Genomic DNA, 26,163 nt, shown 5'->3' with positions numbered 1-26,163 from the left:
TCCCGGGCGTTTCCGGGTTACTGCGCCGTTCGGGAAAGGCTAGGGTGGCGACGGTGACCACGCCCGGCGACCTGCCTCGTACCCCGCTGTCCCGCTTGCTGGAAGAGATCTCCTGGGAGGGCAGGTCGGTCGTCAAGTACCGCGACGGCGGCCGGGGCAAGGAAAACGTCCTCACCGCCGAGGTGCTCACCGCGCTGGACTACCTGCCCCGGGACGCCTACCTGGCCGCTGTCCTCCGCGGCGCACACGGCGCGGCCGATGCGGCCGGGCGGGCGGCCGACGAGGCTGACGACGCGGAGGTCGTCTTCCTTCCCGAGGAATTCACCCTCAACCCCGCTGCCCAGGGGCGCGGCGATCGGCTGATCGTGCAGCCTGACGCGACGATCACCTCGCCGAACACCTTGGTGCTCCTGGAGGCGAAAGGGATCCGGTCCGGCAGCTTCGGGCCGGAACAGCTTGCTCGCGAGTACCTCGCCGTCACCGCGATGGCCGGAGCGCGAACGCCGTTGCTGCTGCTCGTCCTCGGTAGCGCGCCGCCGGTCGCGATCAGAGGACTGAGTGGCCGGTTCGAGCTCGCCGACGCGGTCGCCGCCAACCTGGAATCCGTGTACGCGAAAGCGGGCCCGCACCCGTGGTCGCCAATCGACCTTCAAGCTCGGGTGACGGAATGCTGTGCCTGGCTTACGTGGGCCGAGCTGGCCGGCCTCGTCGCCGCCGAACACGCGCGAGGCCGGCACTCCGGGACGTTCGCCGCCGGAACCGTCGACCGTCTCGTCGGCACGGTCACCCGAGCCGTCCGGTGGCACGGTTAGTCACTCCGCCTCGAGGTCGCCCTCCAGCGACAGGTACACCTCACGCATCTTCGCGAGCAGCTCCGGGTCCGGCTCCGCCCACAGCCCGCGGTCCGCCGCTTCGTTCAACCGCTCCACGATCCCGCGCAGCGCCCACGGATTGGCCTGCCGCAGGAACTCCTGGTTCACCTCGTCCAGCACGTACGACTCGGTCAGCTTCTCGTACATCCAGTCGCCGACCACGCCCGCCGTCGCGTCGAAGCCGAACAGGTAGTCCACCGTGGCCGCCAGCTCGAACGCGCCCTTGTAGCCGTGGCGGCGCATCGCTGCCAGCCAGCGGGGGTTCACCACCCGGGCGCGGAACACCCGCGCCGTCTCCTCGCCCAGCGTTCGCGTGCGGACCGCGTCCGGTGACGTGCTGTCGCCCACGTAGGACGCCGGGGCCGTGCCCGTCAACGCCCGGACCGTGGCGATCATCCCGCCGTGGTACTGGAAGTAGTCGTCCGAATCCGCGATGTCGTGCTCGCGCGTGTCCGTGTTCTTCGCCGCCACCACGATGCGCTTGTACGAGCTCTCCATGTCCTCGCGCGCCGGACGGCCGTCCAGGTCGCGGCCGTACGCGAAGCCGCCCCAGACGGCGTACACCTCCGCCAGGTCCTTGTCGTCGCGCCAGTTCCCGCTGTCCATCAACGGCAGGAGACCCGCGCCGTACGCGCCCGGCTTCGAGCCGAAGATCCGCGTCGTCGCCCGGCGGGGATCGCCGTGTGCGGCCAGATCTTCCGAGACGTGCGCGCGGACGAAGTTCTCCGACGCGGGTTCGTCCAGCGACGCCACCAGCCGCACCGCGTCGTCCATCATGGCGATCACGTGCGGGAACGCGTCCCGGAAGAAGCCGCTGATGCGGATCGTCACGTCGATCCGGGGGCGGCCCAGCTCGGACAGGGGAATCGCCTCGATGCCCGTCACCCGCCGGGACGCCTCGTCCCACACCGGCTGGACGCCCAGCAGCGCCAGGACTTCCGCCGCGTCGTCGCCGGACGTCCGCATCGCCGACGTCCCCCACACCGACAGCCCGACCGACCGCGGCCAGTCGCCGTTGTCCTCGCGGTAGCGCTTCAAGAGAGAATCCGCCAGCGCCTGCCCGGTCTCCCACGCCAGCCGGCTCGGGATCGCCTTCGGATCGACCGTGTAGAAGTTGCGCCCGGTCGGCAGCACGTTCACCAGGCCGCGCAACGGCGATCCGCTCGGCCCCGCCGGGATGTAGCCGCCGTCGAGGGCGTGCAGCACCGCGTCGAGTTCGGCGGACGTCCCCGCGAGCCGCGGGACGATCTCGTTCGCGGCGAACGAAAGCACCCGCGCGACCTCGGCGTCCGGGGCCACCGACTCGACCGCCGTCGCGTCCCAGCCGCGCATCTCCATCGTCTGGACGAGCTCCCGCGCCGTCTTCTCGACGGCGTCCACTTCGGACGTCGACGCGTCTTCCTTCAGCCCCAGGGCCGACCGCAACCCCGGCACCGCACCCTCGCGACCGCCCCACATCTGGGACGCTCGCAGCATCGCCAGCACGAGGTTGACGCGCGCCTCGCCGACCGGCGCCGCGCCCAGGATGTGCAGCCCGTCGCGGATCTGGGCGTCCTTGACCTCGCACAGCCAGCCGTCGATGTGCAGCAGGAAGTCGTCGAACTCGGCGTCGTGCGGACGTTCGTCGATGCCGAGGTCGTGGTCCAGCTTCGCCGCCTGGATGAGCGTCCAGATCTGGGCGCGGATCGCGGGCAGCTTCGCCGGGTCCATCGCCGCGATGTTCGCGTGCTCGTCCATCAGCTGCTCGAGCCGCGCCATGTCGCCGTAGGACTCCGCGCGCGCCATCGGCGGGATCAGGTGGTCGACGATCGTCGCGTGCGCCCGCCGCTTCGCCTGCGCGCCCTCGCCCGGGTCGTTGATCAGGAACGGGTACACCAGCGGCAGGTTCCCGAGCACCGCGTCCGGTGCGCAGGACGCCGAGAGCCCGGCCGTCTTGCCCGGCAGCCACTCGAGGGAGCCGTGCTTGCCCAGGTGGACGACGGCGTGCGCGCCGAACTCCTCCTCCAGCCACCGGTACGCGGCCAGGTAGTGGTGGCTCGGGGGCAGGTCCGGGTTGTGGTAGATCGCGACGGGGTTCTCGCCGAACCCGCGGGGCGGTTGGATCATGATGATGACGTTGCCGCTCTTCAGCGACGCCAGCACGATGTCGCCGTTGTCGACGTACAGCTCGCCCGGCGCGGGCCCCCAGTGCTCTTCCATCGCCTCGCGCAGTTCCGAAGGCAGCTCGGCGAACCACTCGCGGTACCGCGCGGCGGGCACCCGGATCGGGTTGCCGGACAGCTGTTCCTCCGTCAGCCACTCCGGGTCCTGGCCGCCCGCGGCGATCAGCGCGTGGATCAACGCGTCGCCGTCGGGCTGGTCGGTGCCGGTCGGTTCGACGCCCGGGAAAGCGTCCACGCCCAGGTCATAGCCCAGCTCCCGCATCCGCCGCAGCAGCTCGATCGCCGACGCGGGCGTGTCCAGCCCGACCGCGTTGCCGACGCGAGAGTGCTTCGTCGGGTACGCGGACAGCATCAGCGCGATGCGGCGCTCCGAAGCGGGCGTGTGCCGCAGCCGAGCGTGCGCCAGTGCGATGCGAGCGACGCGGGACGCGCGTTCGGCGTCCGGGATGTAGCGGGGCAGCCCGTCTTCGTCCAGCTCCTTGAACGAGAACGGCACCGTGATCAGCCGTCCGTCGAACTCCGGGACGGCCATCTGGTTCCCGGCGTCGAGCGGCGAAAGGCCGTCGTCGCTGGCCGCCCACGTCTCGCGGTCGCTGGTCAGGCAGAGCGCCTGCAGGATCGGTACGTCGAGCGCGGCCATTTCGGCGACGTCCCACGCCTCGTCGTCGCCCCCGGCTCCCACCTCGGACGGCCGCGTCCCGCCGGCCGCGAGCACCGTGACGAGCAGTGCGTCGACCTTGCCCAGCTCGGCCATCATCTCCGGCTCGCGCGTCCGCAGCGAAGCACAGTAGATCGGCAACGCGCGCCCGCCCGCGGCTTCGATCTGGTCGGCGAGCGTGTGGACGAAGTTCGTGTTCCCGGACAGGTGATGCGCCCGGTAGTAGAGGATCCCGATGACCGGGCCTTCGGCGGGCGACGGCCGTTCGAGGATGCCCCACGCGGGCTGCTGCGCGGGCGGCTCGAAGCCGTCGCCGGTGAGCAGGAGCGTGTCGGAGAGGAACCGGTGCAGCTGGGTGAGGTTCGCCGGGCCGCCCTGCGCGAGGTAGGCGTGGGCCTCGGCGGCGATGCCGGCCGGGACGGTCGAGAGCTTCATCAGCTCGGCGTCCGGCGTCTGCTCCCCGCCCAGGACGACGACGTGCGCGCCGGACGCCCGCAGCGTGTCCAGGCCCTCCTGCCAGGTCCGCGGCGTGCCGAGGATGCGGACGACCACGATGCGGACGCCGTCGAGCAGGCCCGGCAGCTCGGCGACGTCGAGCCGCGCGGGGTTCGCGAGGCGGTACTCGCCCTCGGCCGAACGGGCGCTGAGCAGATCGGTGTCCGAAGTGGACAGAAGCAGGATCACGAGGTTCCTCCTCGGGGTCCGCGCCCCGGGTCGACGGGCGCGCCGGCCGGAGTTCCTGGCTCTCGGGAAATCTCTTCCCGATGACAGTGGCGGGACCGCCCCGGACTCTCACCGGGTTCCTCCACCTGCCGACGCGTGGGTATCGGCTCCACTCTCCGGTGCCGGTCGAGGTGCGTCAAGGTGACGTTGACCGGCGCTCGGTAACCTGGCGGCTTGGACGCCTTCCTCCGCGACTTCGCCGCCGCCCAGTCGAGCCGCCAGCGCTACCGCCGGGCGACCGCCGCCGAGCTGGCGGCCGCCGAAGCCGGGTTCGCCGCATTCTTCGACCGGGCCCCGCACGACCTCGGCGAGCTGGGGTTTTCCGTCGACGGGGACAGCCTGGTCCACCAGGAACCGGGCTCCGAGCGCGCCTGGGGCCTGTACGCGATCGACCGGTCCGCGCCGCCGTCGCTGGTGGTCGAGGCGCCGCACGCGTCGTCCGACCTGCGGACCGAGCTGGTCGGCCTCGAACTCTTCCGGCGGACCCCGGGCGCGATCCTCGCGGTCGGCGGCGCCCACCGGCGTCGCGAAGATCCCGCGCACGACACCGGGACCGTCTTCCACGTCGTCGCCACGCTGCTGGCCCGGCGCGGCGTGCCCCAGGTCCAGCTGCACGGCTTCAACGACACGACCCTCGTCTCGGCGGACGTCGTGCTGTCGGCCGGGGCCGCCGAAGCCGGGGACGCCGCCCGCCGCGCGGCCGACCGCCTCGACGAAGCCGGGTTCCGGGTCTGCCGGGCCTGGGCCGAGCCGTGCCGGGGCCTGGCCGGGACGACGAACGTCCAGGGCCAGGCCGCCGGCGACGCGCCGTTCCTGCACGTCGAGCTGAACCGGACCGTCCGCGAGGCTCGCCGCGATGACGTCGTCCAGGCGCTCGTCGACGCCGGCCTCACGAAGCCCTAGGCGGACTGCTCACCCAGCCGCGGGAACGGCTTCGTCGAGAACAGGACCTCCAGCGGGACCTCGAAGAACTCCGCGATCCGCAGCGCCACGAACAAGCTCGGGCTGTACTCGCCGCGCTCCAGGTAGCCGATCGTCTGGTAGTGCACGCCCAGTGCCTCCGCCAGCTGCCGCCGCGAGATCGACCGTTCCGCGCGCAGCATCGCGATCCGGTTGTAGACGACCTCACTCATGACTACCCCACACGCTGCATGGCCTTCTCCCGGCGTTCGGCCACCGACGAACCCGCTTCCCGCCGCGCCATGCGGCGGAGCAGCACCGGGGCCAGGGCCAATCCGATCACGGTCCACGCCAGGAGCACCGCCAGGGTCGGCAACGGCCGCCACGACTGGCCGATTTCGACGACCACCGCGCCGTCGGGCAGCAGCGCCGAGCGCATCCCGAGGCCCAGCCAGTACATCGGGAACGCCTGCGCGATGCCCTGCACCCACCCCGGCAGCGCGGTGATCGGGTAGAAGATCCCCGAGATCGCGCCCATCCCCATGATCGGCAGCGTGATCAGCGCGATGGACCGCGGGCTGTTGGTGAGCGAACCCAGCGCGGCCCCGAGCGGCAGGGTGGCGACCAGACCGAGCGCCAGCACCCACAGCAGGTTCAGGTACGACCAGACGCCGTCCGGCGCGAGCTCGGAGTACAGGAACAGGCAGGGGACCAGCACCAGCAGGATGCTGGTGACCTGCGCCATCGACAGCGCCGTCGTCTTCCCGACGAGGTAGCCGAGCATGCCGTTCGGCGTGGCCTTGGCGCGCAGCAGCGTGCCGTCTTCGCGGTCGATCGACAGGTAGCCGGCCGCGCTGTTCAGCCCGTTGAACACGATCCCGGCGCCGAGCACGCCGGGCACGGTGGCCGCGCCGAGCGAGAACCCGGTGCCGGGCAGGGTCGCGTTGCGCATGAAGAACAGCGTGCCGAGGAAGAGTGCGACGAAGACGAACTGGCCGACGACGTCGTCGCGGTTGGTCCACGTCTGCTTGAACTCGATCCAGCCGCGGGCCACCCCGGTCCGCAGGGCGGCCGACTGGGCGTTCATCGCGCACCCGCTTCCTGGAGACCCAGCTCCGTCTCGCCGCCGGCCTCGGCGCGGTGGACCAGCGTCATGTAGGTGTCCTCCAGCGAGGCCCGCCGCACCTCGAGGTCCGAGACGGCCTCGCCGTGCTGCTTGAACAGGTCGTACACGTACTTCGTCGCTTCGGCCGTCGCGTGGACGAAGCGCTGGCCGTCGACGGTCCAGCGGACCTCGGCCTCGCCGGAGATCTGCCGGGACAGCGCGTCGGCCGAGCCGTCGGCGATGATGCGCCCGCCGTTGAGGATGAGGATCCGGTCGGCCAGCTTCTCGGCCTCGTCGAGGTCGTGCGTGGTGAGCAGGATCGTGGTGTCGAGCTCGTCGGAGAGCCGGTGCACGAGGTCGTGGAACTCCCGCCGCGCCTCCGGGTCGAAGCCGGCGGTCGGCTCGTCGAGGAACAGCAGCTCGGGCCGCCCGACGATGCCGATCGCGACGTCGAGCCGCCGGCGCTGGCCGCCGGAGAGCTGCTTGAGCTTCTTGTGCGCGTGCTCGGCGAGCCCGACCGTCTTGATCAGCTCGTCGGCGTCCCACGGCCGGGGCCGCGACTCCGTCGAGTAGGGCGCGTAGTACCGGCCGAGGTGGGCCAGGAGCTCCCGCACGCGCCACTTCCCGTGGTCGCGCCAGGACTGGAGCACGACTCCCAGCCGCGCCCGCCAGTCTTCCCCGCCGTGCGCCGGGTCGACGCCCAGGACGCTCACCTCGCCGGCCGACCGCATCCGGAAGCCCTCGAGGATCTCGATCGTCGTGGTCTTGCCCGCGCCGTTGGGCCCGAGCAGGCAGACGACCTCGCCCCGGTGGGCCTCGAACTCCACGCCGTGGAGCACGTCGTTCGTGCCGTAGCGCATCCGCAGCCCGCGCACGCGGACCACGGGAACCGCTGGATCTCTCATCGCGACACCCCCATCGAACTGATGCGATCGAATGTAGCACACCTACTACATTTGACCAGAGTTCTGCTGTGCCGGGAACTTGACCCGCGGTCATCCGGTTCGCCGGGCATGGGTACTTGGCTGGGGCTGGCTCTCCCGGGCGGCGTCGTGATCCTGCTGGTCATGGCCGCGATCGAACTGCGGCCGCGCAAGAACGGCTCGCGCTTCAAGGCGCGGCTGTCCGCGACCTACATCGAGGAGACCACCGCGTTCCTCTACGGCACCAAACGGCGTGAGCTGGAACACCGGGAAACGATGTCGATGCTCGTCGAGCAGGATGCCGACGGCGCGCCACCCCGGCGTGACGTGGACCTGGACGCCGGAGTCGCCCGGATCCGGCCCCGTTCGGACCCGCCGGAGCCGGAAAACCGCCAGCTACAGTGACCTCATGCCAACCCCAGCGCGTGTGCGAGCCGACGCGTGCCCGGGTGTTTTCGCACCCCACGACGCCGCCGACGGCCCCTTGGCCCGCGTGCGCCTGCCCGGCGGAACGATTTCCGCACCGCAACTGCGCGCGCTGGCGGACTGCGCCGAAGCGTGCGGCGACGGCGACCTCCACCTCACCTCACGCGGCAACGTCCAGCTGCGCGGCGTCACCCGGCCCGGCCTCGCGACGCGGCTGACCGACGCCGGCCTGCTGCCTTCGCCGTCGCACGAGCGGGTCCGCAACATCCTCGCGTCGCCGTTGAGCGGGGTGCGCGGCGGGCTCGCCGACGTCCGGGGCCTGGCCGCGTCGCTCGACGCCGTGCTCTGCGCGACCCCGGAGCTCGCCGAGCTGCCCGGCCGCTTCCTCTTCGCCTTCGACGACGGGCGCGGTGACGTCGCCGGGGAAGGCGCGGACGTCTGCTGGCGGGCGACCGGCCCGGCCGAGGGAACCCTGCTGCTGGCGGGCGGCGACACCGGACGCCGGGTCGCTCGCGCGGACGCCGTGACAGCGATGATCGACGTCGCGCTGGAATTCGGACGGGTACGCGGATCCGCGTGGCGCGTCGCCGAACTCGACGACCCGGCCTGGCGCGGGACGCCGGTGCCGCGCACCAGCGCCGAAGTCCCGGCCGGGCTCATCGAGCGGGATGGCGGCTTCGCGGCGGGGGTCGTGCCCCGCTTCGGGCACTTGACCGCCGCGCAGGCCCGGGCCCTGGCGGAATTCGGCCCGGCGCTGGTCACGCCGTGGAAGTCGCTGGTCCTGCCGGACGTGCCCGCCGACGTCTTCGAGCGGCTGGGGTTCGGCGGCGAGGCCTGGGGAACCACCGCGTGCATCGGCCGGCCCGGCTGCGCGAAGTCACTGGCCGACGTGCGGGCCGACGCCGTCTTCCGGCCGGGCCTGCGCGCGCACTTCTCGGGCTGTGAACGGCGGTGCGGGAAGCCGTCGCAGTCCCATGTGGACATTGTCGCCGAAGCGGACGGATATCGGGTCGACGGCCGGTGGGTGCCGTTCGACGAGCTGAAAGGGAAGCTGTGATCGACTACCTGCGGGACGGTGCCGAGATCTACCGGCACTCGTTCGCCACGATCCGCGAGGAGGCGGACCTGGCGATCCTGCCCGACGACGTGGCCGGCCTGGCGGTCCGGATGATCCACGCCTGCGGCATGGTCGATCTGGTCGACGACCTGCGCTACACGCTCGACGTGGTCGAGTCCGGCCGCGCCGCGCTCGAAGCGGGCGCGCCGATCCTGTGCGACGCGCAGATGATCGCCAGCGGTGTCACCCGGCGCCGCCTGCCCGCGGGCAACGAAGTCGTGTGCACGCTTTCGGCCCCGAGCGTTCCTTCGCTGGCCGAGCGGATGGGCACGACGCGCTCGGCGGCGGCCCTGGAACTGTGGCGCGACAAGCTGCCCGGCTCGGTCGTGGCGATCGGCAACGCGCCGACCGCGCTCTTCCGCCTGCTGGAGCTCCTCGACGAAGGCGTCGGCGTGCCCGCGGCGATCATCGGCGTGCCGGTCGGGTTCGTCGGGGCCGTGGAGTCCAAAGTGGAGCTCGCGAAGCGGGCGCCGGCGCCGTACCTGGTGGTGCACGGCCGGCGGGGCGGCAGCGCGATGGCCGTCGCCGCGATCAACGCCCTCGCGAGCGCCGAAGAATGACCGGGACGCTCTACGGCGTCGGGCTCGGCCCCGGCGACCCGGAACTGATGACGGTCAAGGCGGCCCGGCTGATCTCCGAAGCTTCGGTGATCGCCTACCACTGCGCGCGGCACGGGCGCAGCATCGCGCGGTCGGTCGCCGAGCCGTACCTGCGCGAGGGGCAGATCGAGGAGAAGCTCGTCTACCCGGTCACGACCGAGACGACCGACCACCCCGGCGGGTACGAGGGCGCGATCGCCGACTTCTACGAGCTGAGCGCGAAGCGGCTCGCCGAGCACCTCGACGCGGGGCGCGACGTCGTCCTGCTCTGCGAAGGCGACCCGTTCTTCTACGGCTCGTACATGTACATGCACGAACGGCTTTCCGGCCGGTTCGACGCGGTCGTCGTGCCCGGCGTGACGTCGGTGAGCGCGGCGTCGTCGGTGCTCGGCCGCCCGCTGGTGCAGCGCGACGAGGTGCTCACGGTGCTCCCGGGCACGCTCCCGGCGCCCGAACTGGCCCGGCGGCTGGCGGACACCGACGCGGCGGCCGTGCTGAAGCTGGGCCGCACGTTCGGCTCGGTGCGGGAGGCCTTCGAAGAGGCCGGGAAGCTGGACGACGCCGTCTACGTCGAGCGCGCGACCTGGGGGCAGCAGCGGATCGAGCCCCTGGGCGAAGTGGATCCCGCTTCGGTGCCGTACTTTTCGCTGGCGCTGCTGCCTTCGCCGGCTTACGCGTCACGCCAGAGTCCTGCTCCCGCCGCTCCTGCGGTCCCGGCTCCGGGTGGCGAGGTCGTCGTGGTGGGTCTCGGCCCGGCGGGTCCCGAGTGGCTGACACCCGAGGCCGCGGCGGAGCTGGCGGCCGCCGAGCACGTCGTCGGGTACGGGCCGTACGTCGCGCGGGTGCCGCAGAAGGCGGGGCAGCAGCGGCACGCGTCGGGCAACCGCGTCGAGGCCGACCGGGCGGTCGAAGCGTTGTCGCTGGCCGCTTCGGGGGCGCGGGTCGCGGTGGTGTCCTCGGGTGACCCCGGGGTGTTCGCGATGGCGTCGGCGGTGCTGGAGCAGGTGTCCTCGGGCCACGGCGCGGGCGTCCGGGTGCGGATCGTCCCGGGCGTGACGGCGGCCCAAGCGGCGGCGTCGCGGGTCGGCGCGCCACTCGGGCACGACTACTGCGTGCTGTCGCTGTCGGATCGTTTGAAGCCGTGGGAAATCATCGAGAAGCGCCTCGACGCGGCGGGCGCGGCCGACCTGGTGCTCGCGCTGTACAACCCGGCGTCGCGCTCCCGGACGACGCAGCTGGCCTCGGCTCGCGACGTCCTGCTCCGCCACCGCGCTCCGGGGACGCCGGTCGTGGTGGCGCGGGACGTCGGCGGCCCGGAGGAGGACATCCGCGTCACGACGCTGGGCGACCTTGATCCGTCCACAGTGGACATGCGCTGCCTGCTGATCGTGGGCTCGTCGCGGACCCGCGCGGAGAACGGGGTGGTGTGGACTCCGCGCAACTACTGACGGCCGAGCGTGCGTTGCACCGCCGGGCGGGGATGGCGGGCGAAGCGGCGTCGGCGGCGGGAGTGCCCGGCCGGTTTCGCGCGTGGGAGCACGCGGGATTGCTGGCGGTGCTCGCGACCGACCCGGCGCTCGCGTACCTGTCGACGGTGACCGGGGTGACGCCGGAGACGCTGCCCGAGGTCGCCGTTTTGCTGCGTTCGCCGGACTGGGACGGCGTCCACCCGGCGGTCGTCGCCCCAGCGGGCCTGCCGGTGCCGGGACTGGTGCCGACGGGCGAGCGGTTCTTGGCCGTCCGCCGGCTGGCTCCCGCAGCCGCGTCGCCTGGGGAACAGGCCGACGCGGAGGTCTTCCTGCGCGCCCTGCTGGCCGGGTTCGAGGTGAGCGGACCGGTGGCGGAGTTCATGGCCGCGGAACACCGGCTCCCGATCATGCGGCGCTTCCTGCTGCGGGAAGGGGAGACGCCGATCGCCGCCGCGGGCATGACGATCGACACCGGGGTGGCGATCCTCGGCGCGGCCTCGACCCTTCCGGAGTTCCGCGGCCGGGGAGCCCAGCCGACACTGCTGCGCCGCCGCCTCGAAGCGGCGGCGGCCGAGAGCTGCACCCTGGCGGTGGCAACGGCCCGCCCCGGCTCACCGAGCGTGGCGAACCTGGAGCGAGCCGGCTTCCGCCTCCACCGCCGGACGGCGTGGACGAAGGCCTAGCGGGTCGGGTCCTTGCCGTTGGGCTGGCGCGGCCCCGGACCCGGGGACCACCACCCCGGCACGGTCTTCTCCCCGTGCACCACCGTCGGCGCGACGCCTTCGGTGAACGGCTCGATCTGCAGCAGCTGGCCCCACGACTGGCTCGGCTGCCCGATCAGGTAGCTCGGCACCTCGGGCTCCTCGGCCAGCTCCTCCAGCCACCCGATCGGCCCGCCGTTGGTCGAGGACGCCCACTCCGCCTCGTCCGCCAGGCCGCCCGCCGTGATGCGGTACTCCGGGACCTGCGAGATCCCGTCGTGGGACGTCACCGGCTGCGCGCACGGGTAGACGAACGACGCCGGCCAGTCGATGTACACCGGCTTCGTGCCGATCTTGTCCGTCAGCGTCGTGAACGTCGGGACGCGCGGGGCCGACGCCGCGATCCAGCCGTCCTCCGTCAGGTCGTTGTCGACGATGTTGATCCGCACCGCGTTCGTCTCCGCCGGGAGGTCGCGCAGGTTGATGCGGGTGTCGTTCCAGCCGCCCGTGCCCGATCCCGGCGGGAGCATGAACTGGCTGCGCAGCACCTTCACGCCTTCCGGGGTGTTGACGCCGTAGTCGAGGCTCACCGACGTCGGGCGGCGGGCCGCGCCGGCCGTGGCCACCACGATCTGGCCGTCCGCGGGCTTCTCCGTCAGCGCGTACCAGTCGCTGCGCAGGCGGCCCGCGCGCGTCTCCTGGTCGAGGTAGCTCGACCACATCGGCACGCTCTCCGGGGTGAACCCGTGCGGCGGCTCGGCCAGCGGGTCCTTGTCGTCGACCGCGTGGGTGTGGAAGCCGGTCTGGACGCGGCCGTTGTCCTGGTCGGGGTTCGGCAGCGGCGAGTTCGGCTCCTTGGGCTTCTCCGCGACCGTCCGCTGCTCGGACTGCGGGTGCAGGATGCTCGTCGCCGCGTCGCGCTCCACCATGACGTGGTCGGAGAGGTTGCAGCTCTTGCCGAACAGGTGCCCCACGTTCGCCGCGCCGAGGCTGTAGCTGCCGGCCTGGTTGTGGATCGCCCACGCCATCGTGACGAACTCGCCGCCCGCCACCAGGCCGCAGACCACCACCAGCGACAGCGACCCGCGCCGCAGCGCGCGCAGCCGGCCTTCCTGCGGCTGGGCCGGCAGCCCCGGCCGGTGCGCGCGGACGTTCTCGACGAACGCGTAGACGCCGGCGATCGCGGCGGCCACCAGCAGGATCGTGGACAGCCCGATGCCGCCGATCGACGGCGCCACGTTCGTCCACTGGACGCCGAGGCGCGAAACGAACCAGTACGTGTTGGGCCCGGTCGCGGCGAGCGCGGCGACCACCAGCAGTGCCGCGAGGAAGGCCGCGCGGTTGCGTTTGGACCGCAGCACCGTCGAGCTGGTCGCGAGCGCGGCCAGCGCGGCCATCGACGCACCCACCGCGGCGAACGCGCCGAAGTGGTGCGTCCACTTCGTCGGGGTCAGGGCCAGCAGCAGGAAGAACACCGCCGTCGTGCCGATCAGGCGGCGCGCCGGGCCGAGCGACGCGCCGGGGATGCGGCCGCGGCGCAGCAGCATCACCAGGCAGGTGGCGGTGCACAGCACGACCAGCAGCACCGGGAACCGGCGTGGCGCCGAGCCGTCCGGCAGGTCGGCGAACAGCAGCTGGTAGCGCGCGAGTTCCTGGAACCAGGACAGGTTCGGGCCCACCTGGGTCCGGATCCGGGTCGCCTCCTGGACGGTCGCGAACGTCTGGTCGGCGAACACCACAACCAGCACGAGGAGCCCGGCCGCGGCGACCGGCGCGAGCACCGGCAGCCAGCCGTTTTCGTTCGCGCGCTGGCGGATCAGCTTGAACAGCGGGCGCGCGGCGACCAGGTACGGCGCCACCGCGATCAGCCCGGTCGGCGTCGCGGCCAGGGTGAACCCGGCCGCGGTCAGGCCGAGGCACAGCGGCAGCAGCCGGCGCGTCACCAGCGTGCGCTCGACCGCGCAGATCGCCAGCAGCGAGCCGAGCGCGGCCACCGGCTCGGGGCGGACGCCGTTGTTGTAGGGCATCCACCAGATGAGGAACACCGTCGCCGCGGCCCAGCTGGCCGGGCGGCTGGTGCGGATCTGGGTGCCGAGGCGCGGCATCACCTCACGGCTGATCAGCAGCCAGCTGAGCACGCCGAGCAGGAACGACGGCAGCCGGATCCACGGCGGGACCACGCTGACGTGCGCCATCAGCTCGAAGACGTGGTAGAACCAGCCGAACGGCGCCTCGGCGACCCCGAACCAGCGGTGGTAGTTCGTGAGGAACCCGGTCTGCTCGGTGACCCGGGCCATCGTCAGGATGTAGCCGTCGTCCGAGGTCACCGGCCCGATGAAGACCCACGCGCCGAGCGCGGTGATCACCGTGGCGTCCCGCAGCGTCAGCCGCCACCAGCCGACCGGTGCCCAGCGCGGCGCGCGTCTCGCGGCGCCGGAGTCGCGGCGCCAGACCGCGATCATGCAGCCGATCAGCGACAGCACGGCGAGCACCCCGACGCCGATCTTCAACGCGGTCGGCGACGTCTGGTAGCGCGTGTCCGGCACGACCGAGACGTGCAGGCCGGCGATCGGGTCCTTGCTCGAGTTGATCGAGGAGTAGATGCCGACCACGCGGGGCCGGACGTCGCCGTCGGCGTGGAACACCGGCGTCCCGGCCACGGCGAGGGTCATCTGCGTCGCGTCGACGTCCAGCTCGACGTCGCACTTCTCGGCGGGCAGCGGCTGCTGGGCGATCTGCTGGCCCTGGCTGGAGGCGAGCAGCACGCCGTTGTCGACCTTCAGCTGGAGGCCGACGCCCTTGCCGGCCTTCGGGTCGGTGCGGCCGTCCGGCACGGTGGCGAAGAGCAGGCCGGGACCGGTGGTGCGGGCGTCCACCGAGCGGATGGCCGCGCACGGCACTTCGGCGCGCAGGTCCTGGGCCCAGTACCCGGTCAAGGGCGCGTTGACGGAGCGGGTGTCGCTGCCGGTCGGCCAGACGACCTCCGCCGTGTCCTGCACCACCGGCAGGAAGGGGAAAGCCAGCGCGCACAAGGCCGAGAGCAGCCCCAGCGCTACGGCAATCAGACGCATCGGCGCAACGCTAACGGGTCAGACGCCGGCGGCTGACGCAACCCCCGGGTCACGCGGCGTGAAGCGCCCGTGGTGCAGCGCCTCGGCCAGGGGACGGCGGCTGCGCCAGCCGTGGCGCTCCAGGTCGGGCACGGTTTCCAGCCTGCTCACCGGCCCGACGCAGAGCCACGCGACCGGCCGGATGCCGTCCGGGATGCCGAGCAGCTCGCCGAGGAACGGCTCGCGGTAGAAGCTGACCCAGCCGACGCCGAGGCCTTCGGCGGTCGCGGCGAGCCACAGGTTCTGGATCGCGAGGCACACCGAGTAGAGGCCGGCGTCGGCGATGGCGTGCCGGCCGAGGACGTCGGGCGCGCCGCGGGCCGGGTCGTAGGTGACGACGACGCCGAGGCTCGATTCGAGGATGCCCTCGATCTTGATGTTCGCGAAGGTGCTCGCGCGGTCCTCGGTGAGCTGCTCCGCGAAGACCTCGCGCTCCTCGTGGACGTGCTTCGCGAACGTCTCGCGCGTCGCGGGGTCGTCGACCAGCACGAAGTCCCAGGGCTGGGTGAGCCCGACGCTGGGGGCGGCGTGCGCGGCTTCGAGGATCCTCAGCAGGGTGGCTTCGGGGATCGGCTCGCCGGTGAACTCGCCGCGGACGTCCCGGCGTTTGCGCAGCACCTCGTAGAACTCTTCGATCATCGGTTCAGGACCCATTCGACGGCTTCGGCCACGGTGCAGGCGGTTTCCGTGCCCGGTCTCGCCGGCCGCCGGACCAGGAGGACGGGTTTGCCCAGTTCCCGCGCCGCCGTCAGCTTCGCGCTGGTCTGCGTGCTGCCGGAGTCCTTGGTGACCAGGACGTCGACCCGGCGGAGCAGCTCGCGCTCGGCGGCCACCTCGTACGGCCCGCGCGCGAGGATCAGCTCGTGGTGGCGGGGCAGCGGCGGCTCGGGCGGGTCGACGCAGCGGATCAGGAACCACAGGTCGTCGAGGTGCGCGAAGGCCGGGAGGCCCTGGCGGCCGCTGGTGAGGAAGACGCGTTCGCCCAGTTCGGGGAGTTTTTTCGCGGCGTCTTCGAGGTCGTCCGCCCAGTGCCAGACGTCGTGTTCGCCCGGTTCCCACCCGGGCCGGGCGAGCCGCAGCAGGGGAGTTCGCGTCTGTTCGGCCGCTTTCGCCGCGTTGGCACCGATGCGCTCGGCGAAGGGGTGCGTCGCGTCCACGACGGCCTTCACGTTGTTCTCGCGCAGCCAGGCGGCGAGACCTTCCGGGCCGCCGAAGCCGCCTACGCGCACTTCGCCGACGGGGAGCCGCGGCCGTGCGACGCGTCCGGCCAGCGAAGACACGACGCGGACTTCGCGTTCTACGAGGTCTTCGGCAAGCTCTCGCGCTTCGCCGGTGCCGCCGAGGACGAGGATCATTGCGGAGTTCCGTAGCCGACGGCTTCGCGCCACCGGTCCAGGGTGCGCAGGTTGGCCAGCGTCTCGGCCCAGGTCAGCTCGGGTGCCTGCCGGTCGCCGACGTGCGCGGCGACGTGGTCCGCTTCGCGGGCGAAGACGCCTTGCGTCGCTTCGACCTCGATGATCTCGGGCTCGCCGCCGGCCGGGGTCAGGACGATCCGAGAGACGCCGGGGTCGCGCAGCGGGTGGATCCACGCCGGTTGCGGCACGTACAGCTGCCCGCGCGTGCCGAACACGCGGATGCCGTCCTCGCGGGTCAGCCGGATCCCGCAGGAGATCGTCGCGAGGATGTCCCCGGGCAGCCGGAGCAGGCCGGTCGCGTACTCGTCGACGCCTTCCGGGCTCAGGCGGGCCATCCCGCTGACCTCGGTGGGCTCCACGACGTCCTGGCCGGTCGCGGCCTGGGCGACCAGCCGGGCCAGCGACGTGCAGTAGCAGCCGACGTCGAGGATCCCGCCGCCGCCGAGGGCCGGATCGCTCAGGCGGGCGGTCTCCTCGGGGTTGCTGTCGAAGGAGAACGTCGTGTCGACCGCGCGGACCTCGCCGATCGCGCCGCTCGCGATCAGCTCGACCAGCCGCCGCGTCTGCGGGTGCAGGCGGTACATGAACGCCTCCATGAGGAAGACGTCGTGTGCGCGAGCCGCGGCGATCACCTCTTCGGCGTCGGCGGCGGTGATCGTGAGCGGCTTCTCGCAGAGGACGTGCTTGCCCGCTTCGATCGCGGCGATGGCCCATTCCTTGTGCAGCGCGTGCGGCGTCGAGACGTACACGGCGTCGACGTCCGGGTCGGCGAGGAGGTCTTCGTAACTGCCGTAGGCCTTGGGGATCTCGAAGCGGGCGGCGAATTCGCGGGCGCGGTCGCCGTTGCGCGCCGCGACCGCGGTGAGGGTGCCGTGCTTGCTCTCGTCGACGCCCGCCGCGAAGTGGGCGGCGATGGTCCCGGCGGCCAGCAGGCCCCAGCGCAGTTCGGTCACAACGACTCCGGTTGGTTCGCCCGGTCACGGGCACTGGAATAGAGGAAGCTGTCGGGGAAGCCCGCGGCGGCGAGCACCCGGCCGACGAAGATGGTGGCGGCCCGCGTCATCCCGGCTTCGCGGACCAGCTGGGGGAGCTCGCCGAGTACCCCGCGCACGACGGTCTCGCCGGGCTGGCTCGCGAGCGCGACGACGGCGACGGGGCAGTCGGCGCCGTAGTGGGGGGTGAGCTCCTCGGTGACCCGCTCGACGTGGTTGATCGCGAGGTGCAGCGCGAGGGTCGCCTCCGTGGCGGCGAAGGCGGCGAGGGTTTCCTTGGGCGGCATCTTGGTGGAGCGCGCCTGGACGCGGGTGATCACCAGGCTCTGCCCCACTTCGGGCACGGTGAGCTCCCGGTTCAGCACGGCGGCCGAAGCGGCGAAGGCGGGTACGCCGGGTACAACCGCGTAGGGGACGTTCGCCGCGTCAAGCCGCCGGGCCTGCTCGGCGACGGCGCTGTAGAGCGAGGGATCGCCGGAGCAGAGCCGCACGACTTCGTGGCCGTTTTCGTGCGCTTCGACGAGCTTTCCGACGATCTCTTCGAGGCTGAGGTTCGCGGTGTCGATCAGCGTCGCTTCGGGCGGGCAGTACGCGAGCAGGCCGGGCGGCGTCATGCTGCCGGGGTAGAGGCAGACGGCGCAGCGGGCGAGCAGGTCCCGGCCCCGGACGGTGATGAGGTCCGCGGCCCCCGGCCCGGCCCCGACGAAGTGCACGGTCATCGCCCGTCACCTCCCGCCGCACGCCCCGCGCGGAAGGGCCCCTTCAGTCCGGGCGGATGTGCGGTCATCGGCTGCTCCACTGCGTCACGGTCCGGGCGGGGGTCCACCCGGTGAACCCCCCGAGCGGCGCGGCGCGTTCGACCGCGATCCGCAGCAGTTCACCACCTCGCTCGGCGTACAGGTCACCGAGGATCCGTTCGGCTTCCAGCGTCACCCCGTGCGCCACCAGCCGCGCCCCCGTCGCCAGGCAGGCGTCCAGCACGCCCGGCGCGGTCAGGCCGCCGCCGACGAAGATCGCGTCCGGGGCCGGGAGCGCGCTCAGCGACTCCGGGGCCGGGCCGGTCACCACCTGCAGCTCCGGAACGCCCAGGTCCAGCGCGTTCCGGCCGATCCGCTCGGCGCGGTCCGGATTCTGCTCGATCGCGATGGCGCGGTTCAGCTCGTGCAGCCGCGACCATTCGATCCCGACGCTGCCCGCGCCCGCGCCGACGTCCCACAGCAGCTCACCGGGGCTCGGCGCGAGCCGCGCCAGCGCCGAGACACGCAGATCGCGCTTCGTCAGCTGGCCGTCGTGGGAGTACACGTCGTCCGGGATGCCGATCAGGGGCAGCGCCGGCCCCTCGCACGTCAGCGCGAACACCGTCAGCGGTCCGGGGTCGCCGGCCCAGCCGTCGGAGATGCGCTCGTCCGGCCCGCCCAGGTTCTCCAGCGCGAACAGCTCGCTCTCGCCGTACCCGCGCACGGTCAGCAGGGAACGCAACGCCGCCGCGTCGGCACCCAGGACGAGCACCCGCCGCCCCGGCGCCAGCACCCGCGCGACCCGGGCCGACGACCGGCCGACGAGCGTCACCACCTCGGTCTCCTCGGCGGACCAGCCCAGCCGGGCCCGGGCCAGTGTCACCGACGAGAGCGCGGGGAGCGCCTCGACCTCGTATCCATGGGCCACGAGCGTGGTGCCGACCCCCGACAAAAACGGATCGCCGCTGGCCAGGACGCAGATGCGTTGTCCCTCGTGTTCGGCGATGACCGCGTCGAGCCCGGGCAGCAACGGCGACGGCCACGGCTCACCGGGAACGTCCGAAGGCAGGTATGCGAGTTGCCGCGGCGCGCCCAGCACGACGTCGGCGCCGAGCACCAGAGCTTGGGCCTGTTCCGACAAGCCGGACCAGCCATCAGCCCCGATCCCGACCACCGTCAACCGTGATTTTTCGCGCACGATTTCCCACCCTAAGCGAGCCCGGCGCTGTGCGATGATCGGCCGGTCGCCGACCTCAGGAGTGCTGTTGAAGCCGTACCCGTTCACCGCCGTCGTCGGGCTGCCGGACCTGCGCCTGGCGCTGGTTCTCTCCTCGATCTCGCCCGCCATCGGCGGGGTGCTGGTGCGCGGTGAGAAGGGCACGGCGAAGTCGACCATCGTCCGCGCGCTCGCGGGTCTGCTGCCCAGCGTCGACGTCGTGGACGGCTGCCGGTTTTCCTGCGATCCCGCGGCGCCCGACCCGCTCTGCCCGGACGGCCCGCACGATCGCGCGCAGAGCCACCGGCGGCCGGCGAAACTGGTCGAACTGCCGGTCGGCGCGGCCGAGGACCGCGTCGTCGGTTCGCTGAACCTCGAGCGCGCGCTGGGCGAAGGCGTCACCGACTACCAGCCCGGCCTCCTGGCCGCCGCGCACCGCGGGCTGCTCTACGTCGACGAGGTCAACCTGCTCCACGACCACCTCGTCGACACCCTGCTCGACGCCGCCGCGATGGGCCGCGCGACCGTGGAGCGCGAGGGCGTCTCGGTGTCGCACGCCGCGCGGTTCGTGCTGATCGGCACCATGAACCCCGAGGAAGGCGAGCTGCGCCCGCAGCTGCTGGACCGCTTCGGGCTGACCGTCGAGGTCGCTTCCAGCCGCGACCCGGAGCAGCGCGTCGAGGTCGTCCGGCGCCGGCTCGCCTACGAAGCCGATCCGGACGGGTTCGCCGCGCAGTACGCCGGCGAAGACGCCCGGCTCGCCGAAGAGATCGAGTCGGCGCAGAAGCTGCTGCCCGCCGTCAAGCTGCCCGACGACGCCCTGCGCCAGATCGCCGAGATCTGCGCGTCCTTCGAGGTCGACGGCATGCGCGCGGACATCGTCACCGCGCGGACCGCGGTCGCGCACGCGGCCTGGGCCGGCCGCGACGAGGTGACCACCGACGACGTCCGCGTCGCCGCTCGGCTCGCGCTGCCGCACCGGCGCCGCCGGAACCCCTTCGACGCGCCCGGGATCTCGGAAGAGCAGCTGGAGCAGGCCCTTCAGGACGCCCAGCCCCCGGAGCCGGGCCCCGAAGACGACGGCCCCGGCTCGGGTTCGACGCCCGAGGAAGCGCCGCAAGAAGTACCGCAGGGAGACGCGCCGCAGGGCGAGCCCCAGCAGAAGCAGAACGGTGGGCAGCAAAAGACCGTCGGCGCCGGCGAGACGTTCAAAGCCCGCGTGTTCCGCGTCAAGGGCACGGGCGAAGGCGAGCGCGGCCGCCGTTCGCGCGCGATCACCGACAGCGGCCGCACCATCGGCGTCCAGCCCCCGAGCGTCCGGGACGGGCGGCCGCACCTGGTCGCGACCGTCAAAGCCGCGGCGCCGCACCAGAAGGCCCGCGGCCGCGACGGCGCCGGGCTGAAGCTGCGCCGGCAGGACCTCCGCTTCGCACTCCGCGAAGGCCGCGAAGGCAACCTCGTGCTGTTCTGCGTCGACGCGTCCGGCTCGATGGGCGCGAAGGCGCGGATGCGCGAGGTCAAGTCCGCGGTGCTGTCGCTGCTGCTCGACGCCTACCAGCGCCGCGACAAGGTCGGGCTCGTCACGTTCCGCGGCAACGCCGCCGAGCTCGCGCTGCCGCCGACGATCAGCGTCGACGCGGCCGCGTCCCGCCTCGAAGGCCTGCCGACCGGCGGCCGGACGCCCCTCGCCGAAGGCCTCCTGGAGGCCGCGCGAGTACTGCGCGTCGAGGAGATCCGCGACCCGCGGCGCCGCCCGCTGCTGGTCGTCGTCACCGACGGCCGCGCCACCAGCGGCCCCGACGCCGTCGCGCGCGCCCAGGCCGCGGCCGGCCTGCTCGCCGGTGTCACCGCCATCGTCATGGACTGCGAAAGCGGCAAGATGCGGCTCGGCTTGGCCGCCGATCTCGCCACCCACCTCGGCGCCGAGCACGTCCCCCTGGGTGAGGTCGCCGCCGAGTCCCTCGCGAGCGCCGTCCGCGCCCGGACCGGGAAGGCCGCCTGATGCCGCAGGGAAAACCGGAAATCGTCCCGAAGGACGGGCTCACCACCCGCCAGCGCCGCAACCGGCCGTTGCTCGCCGTGCACACCGGCGAGATGAAGGGCAAGTCGACGGCCGCGTTCGGGATGGCCCTGCGTGCCTGGAACCAGGGCTGGTCGATCGGCGTGTTCCAGTTCGTCAAGTCGGCGAAGTGGCGCGTCGGCGAGGAAGCCGCGTTCCGCGCGCTCGGCAAGCTGCACGACGACACCGGCGAGGGCGGGCCGGTCGAGTGGCACAAGATGGGCGAGGGCTGGAGCTGGGCGCGCAAGTCCGGCTCCGAAGAGGACCACGCGGCGAACGCGCGTGAGGGCTGGGCGGAGATCAAGCGCCGGCTCGCCGCCGAGACGCACGATTTCTACGTCCTCGACGAATTCTCCTACCTGCTCAAGTGGGGCTGGCTCGAGGTCGATGACGTCGTGTCCACTTTGGTCTCGCGGCCCGGGCACCAGCACGTCGTCATCACCGGCCGGTACGCGCCGCCGGAGCTGGTCGAAGCCGCCGACCTGGTCGCCGAGATGACCAAGGTCAAGCACCCGATGGACGCGGGCCAGAAGGGTCAGCGGGGGATCGAGTGGTAGCGCGCGTGGTCATCGCCGCGCCCGGTTCGGGACACGGCAAGACCACGGTCGCCGCCGGGCTGATGGCGGCGCTGCGCGAGGCCGGGCACCGCGTCTCCGGGCACAAGGTCGGCCCCGACTTCATCGACCCGAGCTACCACGCCCTCGCGACCGGACGCCCCGCGCGCAACCTGGACCCGTTCCTGCAGGGCGAAGACCGGCTGATCCCCTTGCTGCGTCACGGTTCCGCCGGTGCGGACATCGCCGTCATCGAGGGCGTGATGGGCCTGTTCGACGGCGCTCTCGGCACCGAGGGCTACGCCTCGACCGCGCACGTCGCCCGGCTCCTGGACGCACCGGTCGTGCTGGTGGTGGACGCGTCGGCGGCGTCGCGCAGTGTCGCGGCGACCGTGCTCGGGTTCGCTTCCTACGACACGCGGGTGCGGCTGGCCGGGGTCGTCCTCAACAAGCTGGGCTCGCAGCGGCACCTCGACGAGATCGCGGCCGCGCTGGAGGCCACCGGCGTCCCGCTGCTGGGAGCGTTGTACCGCAACGAAGAGATCCACGCGCCGAGTCGGCACCTCGGGCTCGTCCCGGCGGCGGAACGGTCCGCCGAAGCCGAGCGCGTGCTGCCTTCGCTGGCCGCCTGGGTGCGCGACGGGGTCGACCTCGAAGCGATCGTCCGGATCGCTTCGGCGGCGTCCCCCCTTTCCGTGCCACTGTGGGAGCCGTCCGGTGTGGACGGTCCGCGGGTGACCGTCGCGGCCGCGGGCGGTCCCGCGTTCACGTTCCGCTACACCGAGAACGTCGAGCTGCTGGCCGCGTGCGGCGTCGACGTGGTCGACGTCGATCCCCTGCGGGACAAGACGCTGCCCGAGGGATGCGCCGGTCTCTACTTCGGCGGCGGCTTCCCCGAAGTCCACGCGGCGGAACTGTCGGCGAACACGTCGTTGCGGCTCGAGGTGGCTTCGGCGATCGAACGCGGGATGCCGGTGAGCGCGGAATGCGCCGGCCTGCTGTACCTGTGCCAGTCGCTGGACGGCGTGCCGATGGTCGGCGCGGTGCCCGCGGACGCGAAGATGACCGCGCGCGGCAAGCTCGGCTACCGGCGCGCGGTCGCCGTCGGGGACAACGTCCTGGCCACGGCCGGGCAGCGCGTCACCGGGCACGAGTTCCACCGCACCGAGGTCACGCCGTCGCACGGCGCCTCGGCGGCCTGGGGCTGGGACCGGCAGCTGGACGGCTTCGCGTCGCCGACGCTGCACGCGTCCTACCTGCACGTCCACTGGGCCGGGTACCCCGAGCTGGCTCAGCGGTTCGCGGCGCGGGTCCGGGCCCATGCCGGTGTCTGATTCCGCCTCCGCGGGAGGGAACACCTATGACCTCCACCACCATGGCGACCGCGAAGTCGGGCCGGGGCTGGTCGACCTCGCCGTGAACGTCCGGCTGCCGCGCCCGCCCGCGTGGCTGCGGCAGGAGCTGGCGTCCGCTTTGGATTCCCTGGCGGCCTATCCGTCCCCTGTGGAGGCTGAGTGCGCGGTCGCCGCGCGCCACGGCCGTCCCCCGTCGGAAGTCCTGGTCACCGCGGGCGCGGCGGAAGCGTTCACGCTGCTGGCTTCGGCGCTCCGGCCGCGGCACGCCGTGGTCGTACATCCGCAGTTCACCGAGCCGGAAGCGGCGTTGCGGACGGCCGGCCACGCCGTCTCGCGCGTGATCCTGTCCGAAGAGGACGGTTTCGTGCTCGACCCGGCGCTGGTCCCGGACGACGCCGACCTGGTGTTCGCGGGCAACCCGACGAACCCGACGTCGGTGCTGCACCCGGCGGCTTCACTCCTCGAGCTGGCGCGTCCCGGCCGGCTGCTCGTGGTCGACGAGGCGTTCCTGGACGCGGTCCCCGGCGAAAGTGAAAGCCTGGCCGCCGGTGTCCCGGGCGTCGTCGTGCTGCGCAGCCTGACGAAGACGTGGGGCCTGGCCGGGCTGCGGGCGGGGTACGTGCTCGCTTCGCCGGACGTCGTCGAGCGGCTGCGGGCGGTGCAGGTGCCGTGGTCGGTGTCCACTTTGGCCGGAGTGGCGACGGTGGCGTGCTGCCGTCCGTCCGCTTTGGAGGAAGCGGAGAAGCTGGCGGTCGCGGCGGAATCGGACCGCGAGTACCTGGTGTCCGGCCTGGCTGACGCGGGTGTCGCGGTGCTGGGCGACCCGCGTGGCCCGTTCGTGCTGGTCCGGATCGCGGACGGCGCTGCGGTGCGGGCGCGGCTGCGCGAAGCGGGCTACGCGGTGCGCCGCGGCGACACGTTCCCGGGGCTCGGCCCGGACCACCTGCGCCTGGCGGTCCGCGACCGCGCGACGACGGACGCGTTCCTGGCGGCGCTGCGCGAAGTTTCCTAAACACCGACAGGGGGCTGTCGCCACCACCGCCCAAAGTGGGTGTCGCCGCCGGGAAACGCCTGGCGGCGCAGTGGAAGGAACGACATGCCCCGATTCAACGACGTCGCCTGGTTCGAAATCGGTGCCGCCGACCCGGCGGCCGCGGAACGGTTCTACGGCGACGTCTTCGGCTGGGCCGTCGCGCAGGACGACTCGGCCAGCACCGACGCGGCCTACCGGGTCGTCGACACCGGCGGTTCGCGCGGCGGGCTCTTCGCGACCAAGGGCGAAATGCCCGATTACGCGGTGTTCACCGTGCTCGTCGAGGACGTCGAAGCCACGTGCCGCCGGGTCGAGGAGGCCGGCGGGAAGGTGCAGCGGCCGGTGGCGGTGAACCCCGTCGGCGTGACGTTCGCGCACGTGCTGGACCCCGCGGGCAACCACTTCTCGGTGTTCACTCCGCCAAAGTGAGCTGCTCGACCACGCCGTAGGGGATGTCGAGGTCCTCGCGCCGCAGCGGGCGGGGCGGGGGCACCTCGGCGGTGACCGCGACCGAGGTGATCCGGTCGGTGCGGAAGGCGCGGACCTCTTCGCGCAGCCGGCACCAGGCCACGAGGTACCAGTGCGCCGGCTTGCCGACGTACCCCAGCGGTTCGATGTCCCGCCGCGTCTCGGCGCCTTCGCGATCGCCGTAGCCGATGCGCAGGACGCGGCGGGTGACGAGCGCGTCGGCCAGCACGCGGGGGAGCGGCGGGAGGCTGCCCGTGTCGGTGAGGAAGTGGACGCGGCCGGCCAGGGCCTCGGCCGCGGCGGCGTCGTCCTCCTGCATCGCGGCGACGAGCTTGCGCAGCGCCGAGCCCGCTTCGGTGCGGAAGGGCGTGCCTTCCAGCCGCCTGAGGGCGATGGCCATCGCGACGGCCTCGCCGGGGGTCAGGTTGACCGGCGGCAGGGTGCGCGCCTTGTCGAGGCAGTACCCGCCGGTGCGGCCGGGTTCGGCGTAGATCGGCGTGCCCGACTGCTGCAGCGCGCTGATGTCGCGCTCGACGGTGCGGGTGCTGACTTCGAACCGGCTCGCGAGCCAGCGCGCACTGCGGGGCCGCGGCGCGACGGCGCGCAGTTCTTCGACGAGGGCGTAGAGACGGTCGGTCCGGTTCACGGTCCGGACCTTAGGCGGGGGGTACGACGTTTTACGCGAGCGCGATCAGCGAGGCGGCGACGGCGACCTCGACCCCGGCGCCGAGGACGTCGCCGGTGACACCGCCGAGGCGCCGGGTGCACCTGGCCAGGAGGGCCGCCGCCACGACGTAGGCGATCGCCACGGCCAGCGGGCCCCGCCACCAGGCCGTCCCCGGGATCAGGGCGCTCGCCAGGGCGGCGGCCACGGCGATCCCGGCAGCGACGGTTCTCGAGACCGAGCCGGCAACGGTCGCCCCCAGCCCCTCGGGCCGCGCGGACGGCACCCCGCGCGCGCAGGCCATCGAGAGCGTGCAACGCCCGACGAGCACACTCACGACGACGGCGGTGATCGGATGGCCGGCTTGGCTGAGCGCGCCGACCTGGACGAGCAGGACGAAGACGAGCGTCGCGACCCCGGTGGGCCCGGAGTCCCCGCGGCGCATGACGTCGAGGGCCTTGGCGCGGTCGTAGGAGGCCCCGAGGCCATCGGCGGTGTCGGCGAGCCCGTCGAGGTGCAGACCCCGGCTCCCGAGGGCGACGGCCCCGAGGGCGAGCGCGGCGATGGCGATCCTCGGAAGGCCGAGCGCGATCCCCCCGGCGACGACGAGCCCGGCGACCGCGGCGAGCGGAACGGCGGCGAGGGGCGCGAGCACCATGGCACCCCCGGCGACGCGCCGATCGATGACGCGGGGCGCCGGGACGGGAACGGTGGTGAGGGTCCCGACGGCCATCCGCACGGAGTCGCCCCAGCGGCTCACGAGCGCCCCAACGCCACATTGGGTGCGTGGGACGCACCGAACGCCACTTTGGGTGCGTGGGACGCACCGAACGCCACTTTGGGTGCGTGGGACGCACCGAACGCCACTTTGGGTGCGTGGGACGCACCGAACGCCACTTTGGGTG

At 72.7% G+C, this 26,163-nt stretch carries 24 protein-coding genes and 1 riboswitch; of the genes, 12 read left to right on the top strand and 12 right to left on the bottom strand.

The window, feature by feature from the left end; all coding sequences use genetic code 11:
• Nucleotides 1–53 precede the first annotated feature (53 nt).
• Nucleotides 54–812, top strand: coding sequence for a hypothetical protein (locus AB0M83_RS04130; RefSeq protein ID WP_364512168.1), 759 nt, complete (start codon nt 54–56; stop codon nt 810–812).
• Here the strand turns inward: AB0M83_RS04130 and cobN are convergent, their stop codons facing one another.
• The gene (cobN, locus tag AB0M83_RS04125) at nt 813–4,376 is read right to left on the bottom strand and encodes a cobaltochelatase subunit CobN (RefSeq protein WP_364512165.1); all 3,564 of its coding nucleotides are present in this window, start codon (nt 4,374–4,376) and stop codon (nt 813–815) included.
• A 49-nt stretch (nt 4,377–4,425) separates the two neighbouring features.
• A riboswitch (cobalamin riboswitch) is annotated at nt 4,426–4,498 on the bottom strand.
• A 91-nt stretch (nt 4,499–4,589) separates the two neighbouring features.
• On the opposite strand from cobN, the gene AB0M83_RS04120 reads away from it, so the two are divergent.
• A complete protein-coding gene (locus AB0M83_RS04120) occupies nt 4,590–5,318 on the top strand; it encodes a hypothetical protein (RefSeq protein ID WP_364512162.1) in 729 nt (242 codons plus the stop codon).
• Here AB0M83_RS04120 and AB0M83_RS04115 read toward each other — a convergent pair.
• The 3 genes from AB0M83_RS04115 to AB0M83_RS04105 are packed head-to-tail and all read right to left on the bottom strand — an operon-like array spanning nt 5,315 to nt 7,325.
• Nucleotides 5,315–5,548 carry a helix-turn-helix transcriptional regulator gene (locus AB0M83_RS04115; protein ID WP_155541712.1) on the bottom strand — a complete coding sequence of 78 codons (234 nt, stop codon included), beginning with the start codon at nt 5,546–5,548 and terminating at the stop codon, nt 5,315–5,317. The genes AB0M83_RS04120 and AB0M83_RS04115 overlap by 4 nt on opposite strands.
• A gap of 2 nt (nt 5,549–5,550) precedes the next feature.
• Nucleotides 5,551–6,402, bottom strand: a complete 852-nt coding sequence (locus AB0M83_RS04110; protein WP_364512159.1) for an ABC transporter permease — start codon at nt 6,400–6,402, stop codon at nt 5,551–5,553.
• On the bottom strand, nt 6,399–7,325 hold the full coding sequence (locus AB0M83_RS04105; RefSeq protein ID WP_364512156.1) for an ABC transporter ATP-binding protein: 927 nt from the start codon (nt 7,323–7,325) through the stop codon (nt 6,399–6,401). Before AB0M83_RS04105 ends, AB0M83_RS04110 begins: the two co-directional genes overlap by 4 nt.
• Before the next feature lie 108 nt (nt 7,326–7,433).
• Here AB0M83_RS04105 and AB0M83_RS04100 point away from each other — a divergent pair, with 108 nt between their 5' ends.
• From AB0M83_RS04100 to AB0M83_RS04080, 5 genes are read left to right on the top strand one after another with little or no spacing between them, the layout of a single operon-like run.
• A complete protein-coding gene (locus AB0M83_RS04100) occupies nt 7,434–7,748 on the top strand; it encodes a DUF6191 domain-containing protein (protein WP_364512153.1) in 315 nt (104 codons plus the stop codon).
• 4 nt (nt 7,749–7,752) lie between these two features.
• On the top strand, nt 7,753–8,826 hold the full coding sequence (locus tag AB0M83_RS04095) for a precorrin-3B synthase (protein WP_364512151.1): 1,074 nt from the start codon (nt 7,753–7,755) through the stop codon (nt 8,824–8,826).
• On the top strand, nt 8,823–9,446 hold the full coding sequence (locus AB0M83_RS04090) for a precorrin-8X methylmutase (RefSeq protein ID WP_364512148.1): 624 nt from the start codon (nt 8,823–8,825) through the stop codon (nt 9,444–9,446). The genes AB0M83_RS04095 and AB0M83_RS04090 overlap by 4 nt, the downstream gene beginning before the upstream one ends.
• Nucleotides 9,443–10,933 carry a precorrin-2 C(20)-methyltransferase gene (locus AB0M83_RS04085; protein WP_364512145.1) on the top strand — a complete coding sequence of 497 codons (1,491 nt, stop codon included), beginning with the start codon at nt 9,443–9,445 and terminating at the stop codon, nt 10,931–10,933. Before AB0M83_RS04090 ends, AB0M83_RS04085 begins: the two co-directional genes overlap by 4 nt.
• Nucleotides 10,912–11,637, top strand: a complete 726-nt coding sequence (locus AB0M83_RS04080; protein WP_364512142.1) for a GNAT family N-acetyltransferase — start codon at nt 10,912–10,914, stop codon at nt 11,635–11,637. The genes AB0M83_RS04085 and AB0M83_RS04080 overlap by 22 nt, the downstream gene beginning before the upstream one ends.
• On the opposite strand, the gene AB0M83_RS04075 is transcribed toward AB0M83_RS04080, so the two are convergent.
• The 6 genes from AB0M83_RS04075 to cbiE form a co-directional block, all read right to left on the bottom strand.
• Nucleotides 11,634–14,726, bottom strand: a complete 3,093-nt coding sequence (locus AB0M83_RS04075) for an arabinosyltransferase domain-containing protein (RefSeq protein WP_364512139.1) — start codon at nt 14,724–14,726, stop codon at nt 11,634–11,636. The two genes, AB0M83_RS04080 and AB0M83_RS04075, sit on opposite strands and share 4 nt — an antisense overlap.
• Nucleotides 14,727–14,744: 18 nt before the next feature.
• A complete protein-coding gene (bluB, locus tag AB0M83_RS04070) occupies nt 14,745–15,404 on the bottom strand; it encodes a 5,6-dimethylbenzimidazole synthase (RefSeq protein WP_364512136.1) in 660 nt (219 codons plus the stop codon).
• Complete coding sequence (locus tag AB0M83_RS04065) at nt 15,401–16,120, bottom strand: cobalt-precorrin-6A reductase (RefSeq protein WP_364512133.1); 720 nt, start codon at nt 16,118–16,120, stop codon at nt 15,401–15,403. Before AB0M83_RS04065 ends, bluB begins: the two co-directional genes overlap by 4 nt.
• Nucleotides 16,117–17,133, bottom strand: coding sequence for a Gfo/Idh/MocA family oxidoreductase (locus AB0M83_RS04060; RefSeq protein WP_364512130.1), 1,017 nt, complete (start codon nt 17,131–17,133; stop codon nt 16,117–16,119). The genes AB0M83_RS04065 and AB0M83_RS04060 overlap by 4 nt, the downstream gene beginning before the upstream one ends.
• Nucleotides 17,130–17,891, bottom strand: coding sequence for a precorrin-4 C(11)-methyltransferase (gene cobM / locus AB0M83_RS04055; protein ID WP_364512127.1), 762 nt, complete (start codon nt 17,889–17,891; stop codon nt 17,130–17,132). Before cobM ends, AB0M83_RS04060 begins: the two co-directional genes overlap by 4 nt.
• 64 nt (nt 17,892–17,955) lie before the next feature.
• Complete coding sequence (gene cbiE / locus AB0M83_RS04050; RefSeq protein WP_364512125.1) at nt 17,956–19,107, bottom strand: precorrin-6y C5,15-methyltransferase (decarboxylating) subunit CbiE; 1,152 nt, start codon at nt 19,105–19,107, stop codon at nt 17,956–17,958.
• 67 nt (nt 19,108–19,174) lie between these two features.
• On the opposite strand from cbiE, the gene AB0M83_RS04045 reads away from it, so the two are divergent.
• The 5 genes from AB0M83_RS04045 (at nt 19,175) to AB0M83_RS04025 (ending at nt 24,555) form a co-directional block, all read left to right on the top strand.
• Complete coding sequence (locus AB0M83_RS04045) at nt 19,175–21,127, top strand: putative cobaltochelatase (RefSeq protein WP_364512122.1); 1,953 nt, start codon at nt 19,175–19,177, stop codon at nt 21,125–21,127.
• Nucleotides 21,127–21,741, top strand: a complete 615-nt coding sequence (gene cobO, locus AB0M83_RS04040; protein WP_364512119.1) for a cob(I)yrinic acid a,c-diamide adenosyltransferase — start codon at nt 21,127–21,129, stop codon at nt 21,739–21,741. Before AB0M83_RS04045 ends, cobO begins: the two co-directional genes overlap by 1 nt.
• Complete coding sequence (locus AB0M83_RS04035) at nt 21,735–23,072, top strand: cobyrinate a,c-diamide synthase (protein ID WP_364512116.1); 1,338 nt, start codon at nt 21,735–21,737, stop codon at nt 23,070–23,072. Before cobO ends, AB0M83_RS04035 begins: the two co-directional genes overlap by 7 nt.
• On the top strand, nt 23,059–24,105 hold the full coding sequence (gene cobC, locus AB0M83_RS04030) for an Rv2231c family pyridoxal phosphate-dependent protein CobC (RefSeq protein WP_364512113.1): 1,047 nt from the start codon (nt 23,059–23,061) through the stop codon (nt 24,103–24,105). The genes AB0M83_RS04035 and cobC overlap by 14 nt, the downstream gene beginning before the upstream one ends.
• A gap of 84 nt (nt 24,106–24,189) precedes the next feature.
• Nucleotides 24,190–24,555, top strand: a complete 366-nt coding sequence (locus AB0M83_RS04025; protein ID WP_364512110.1) for a VOC family protein — start codon at nt 24,190–24,192, stop codon at nt 24,553–24,555.
• Here the strand turns inward: AB0M83_RS04025 and AB0M83_RS04020 are convergent.
• Together AB0M83_RS04020 and AB0M83_RS04015 are read right to left on the bottom strand one after the other, a co-directional pair.
• Nucleotides 24,539–25,240 carry a YafY family protein gene (locus AB0M83_RS04020; protein WP_364512107.1) on the bottom strand — a complete coding sequence of 234 codons (702 nt, stop codon included), beginning with the start codon at nt 25,238–25,240 and terminating at the stop codon, nt 24,539–24,541. The two genes, AB0M83_RS04025 and AB0M83_RS04020, sit on opposite strands and share 17 nt — an antisense overlap.
• 31 nt (nt 25,241–25,271) lie before the next feature.
• Nucleotides 25,272–25,991 carry an adenosylcobinamide-GDP ribazoletransferase gene (locus tag AB0M83_RS04015; RefSeq protein ID WP_364512367.1) on the bottom strand — a complete coding sequence of 240 codons (720 nt, stop codon included), beginning with the start codon at nt 25,989–25,991 and terminating at the stop codon, nt 25,272–25,274.
• Nucleotides 25,992–26,163: the final 172 nt, after the last annotated feature.

The organism is Amycolatopsis sp. NPDC051106 (genome assembly GCF_040682775.1).
GTDB lineage: Bacteria > Actinomycetota > Actinomycetes > Mycobacteriales > Pseudonocardiaceae > Amycolatopsis.
Note: the sequence above shows the minus strand (reverse complement) of the source record. Positions and strands in the feature narration are given on the sequence as shown.

What these genes read in the sequence shown, in the direction of transcription:
- AB0M83_RS04115 (WP_155541712.1), bottom strand. Translation starts at nt 5,548, where the DNA reads ATGAGTGAGGTCGTCTACAACCGGATCGCGATGCTGCGCGCGGAACGG.
- AB0M83_RS04110 (WP_364512159.1), bottom strand. Translation starts at nt 6,402, where the DNA reads ATGAACGCCCAGTCGGCCGCCCTGCGGACCGGGGTGGCCCGCGGCTGG.
- AB0M83_RS04105 (WP_364512156.1), bottom strand. Translation starts at nt 7,325, where the DNA reads ATGAGAGATCCAGCGGTTCCCGTGGTCCGCGTGCGCGGGCTGCGGATG.
- AB0M83_RS04100 (WP_364512153.1), top strand. Translation starts at nt 7,434, where the DNA reads ATGGGTACTTGGCTGGGGCTGGCTCTCCCGGGCGGCGTCGTGATCCTG.
- AB0M83_RS04095 (WP_364512151.1), top strand. Translation starts at nt 7,753, where the DNA reads ATGCCAACCCCAGCGCGTGTGCGAGCCGACGCGTGCCCGGGTGTTTTC.
- AB0M83_RS04085 (WP_364512145.1), top strand. Translation starts at nt 9,443, where the DNA reads ATGACCGGGACGCTCTACGGCGTCGGGCTCGGCCCCGGCGACCCGGAA.
- AB0M83_RS04075 (WP_364512139.1), bottom strand. Translation starts at nt 14,726, where the DNA reads ATGCGTCTGATTGCCGTAGCGCTGGGGCTGCTCTCGGCCTTGTGCGCG.
- bluB (WP_364512136.1), bottom strand. Translation starts at nt 15,404, where the DNA reads ATGATCGAAGAGTTCTACGAGGTGCTGCGCAAACGCCGGGACGTCCGC.
- AB0M83_RS04065 (WP_364512133.1), bottom strand. Translation starts at nt 16,120, where the DNA reads ATGATCCTCGTCCTCGGCGGCACCGGCGAAGCGCGAGAGCTTGCCGAA.
- cobM (WP_364512127.1), bottom strand. Translation starts at nt 17,891, where the DNA reads ATGACCGTGCACTTCGTCGGGGCCGGGCCGGGGGCCGCGGACCTCATC.
- cobO (WP_364512119.1), top strand. Translation starts at nt 21,127, where the DNA reads ATGCCGCAGGGAAAACCGGAAATCGTCCCGAAGGACGGGCTCACCACC.
- cobC (WP_364512113.1), top strand. Translation starts at nt 23,059, where the DNA reads ATGCCGGTGTCTGATTCCGCCTCCGCGGGAGGGAACACCTATGACCTC.
- AB0M83_RS04025 (WP_364512110.1), top strand. Translation starts at nt 24,190, where the DNA reads ATGCCCCGATTCAACGACGTCGCCTGGTTCGAAATCGGTGCCGCCGAC.
- AB0M83_RS04015 (WP_364512367.1), bottom strand. Translation starts at nt 25,991, where the DNA reads ATGGCCGTCGGGACCCTCACCACCGTTCCCGTCCCGGCGCCCCGCGTC.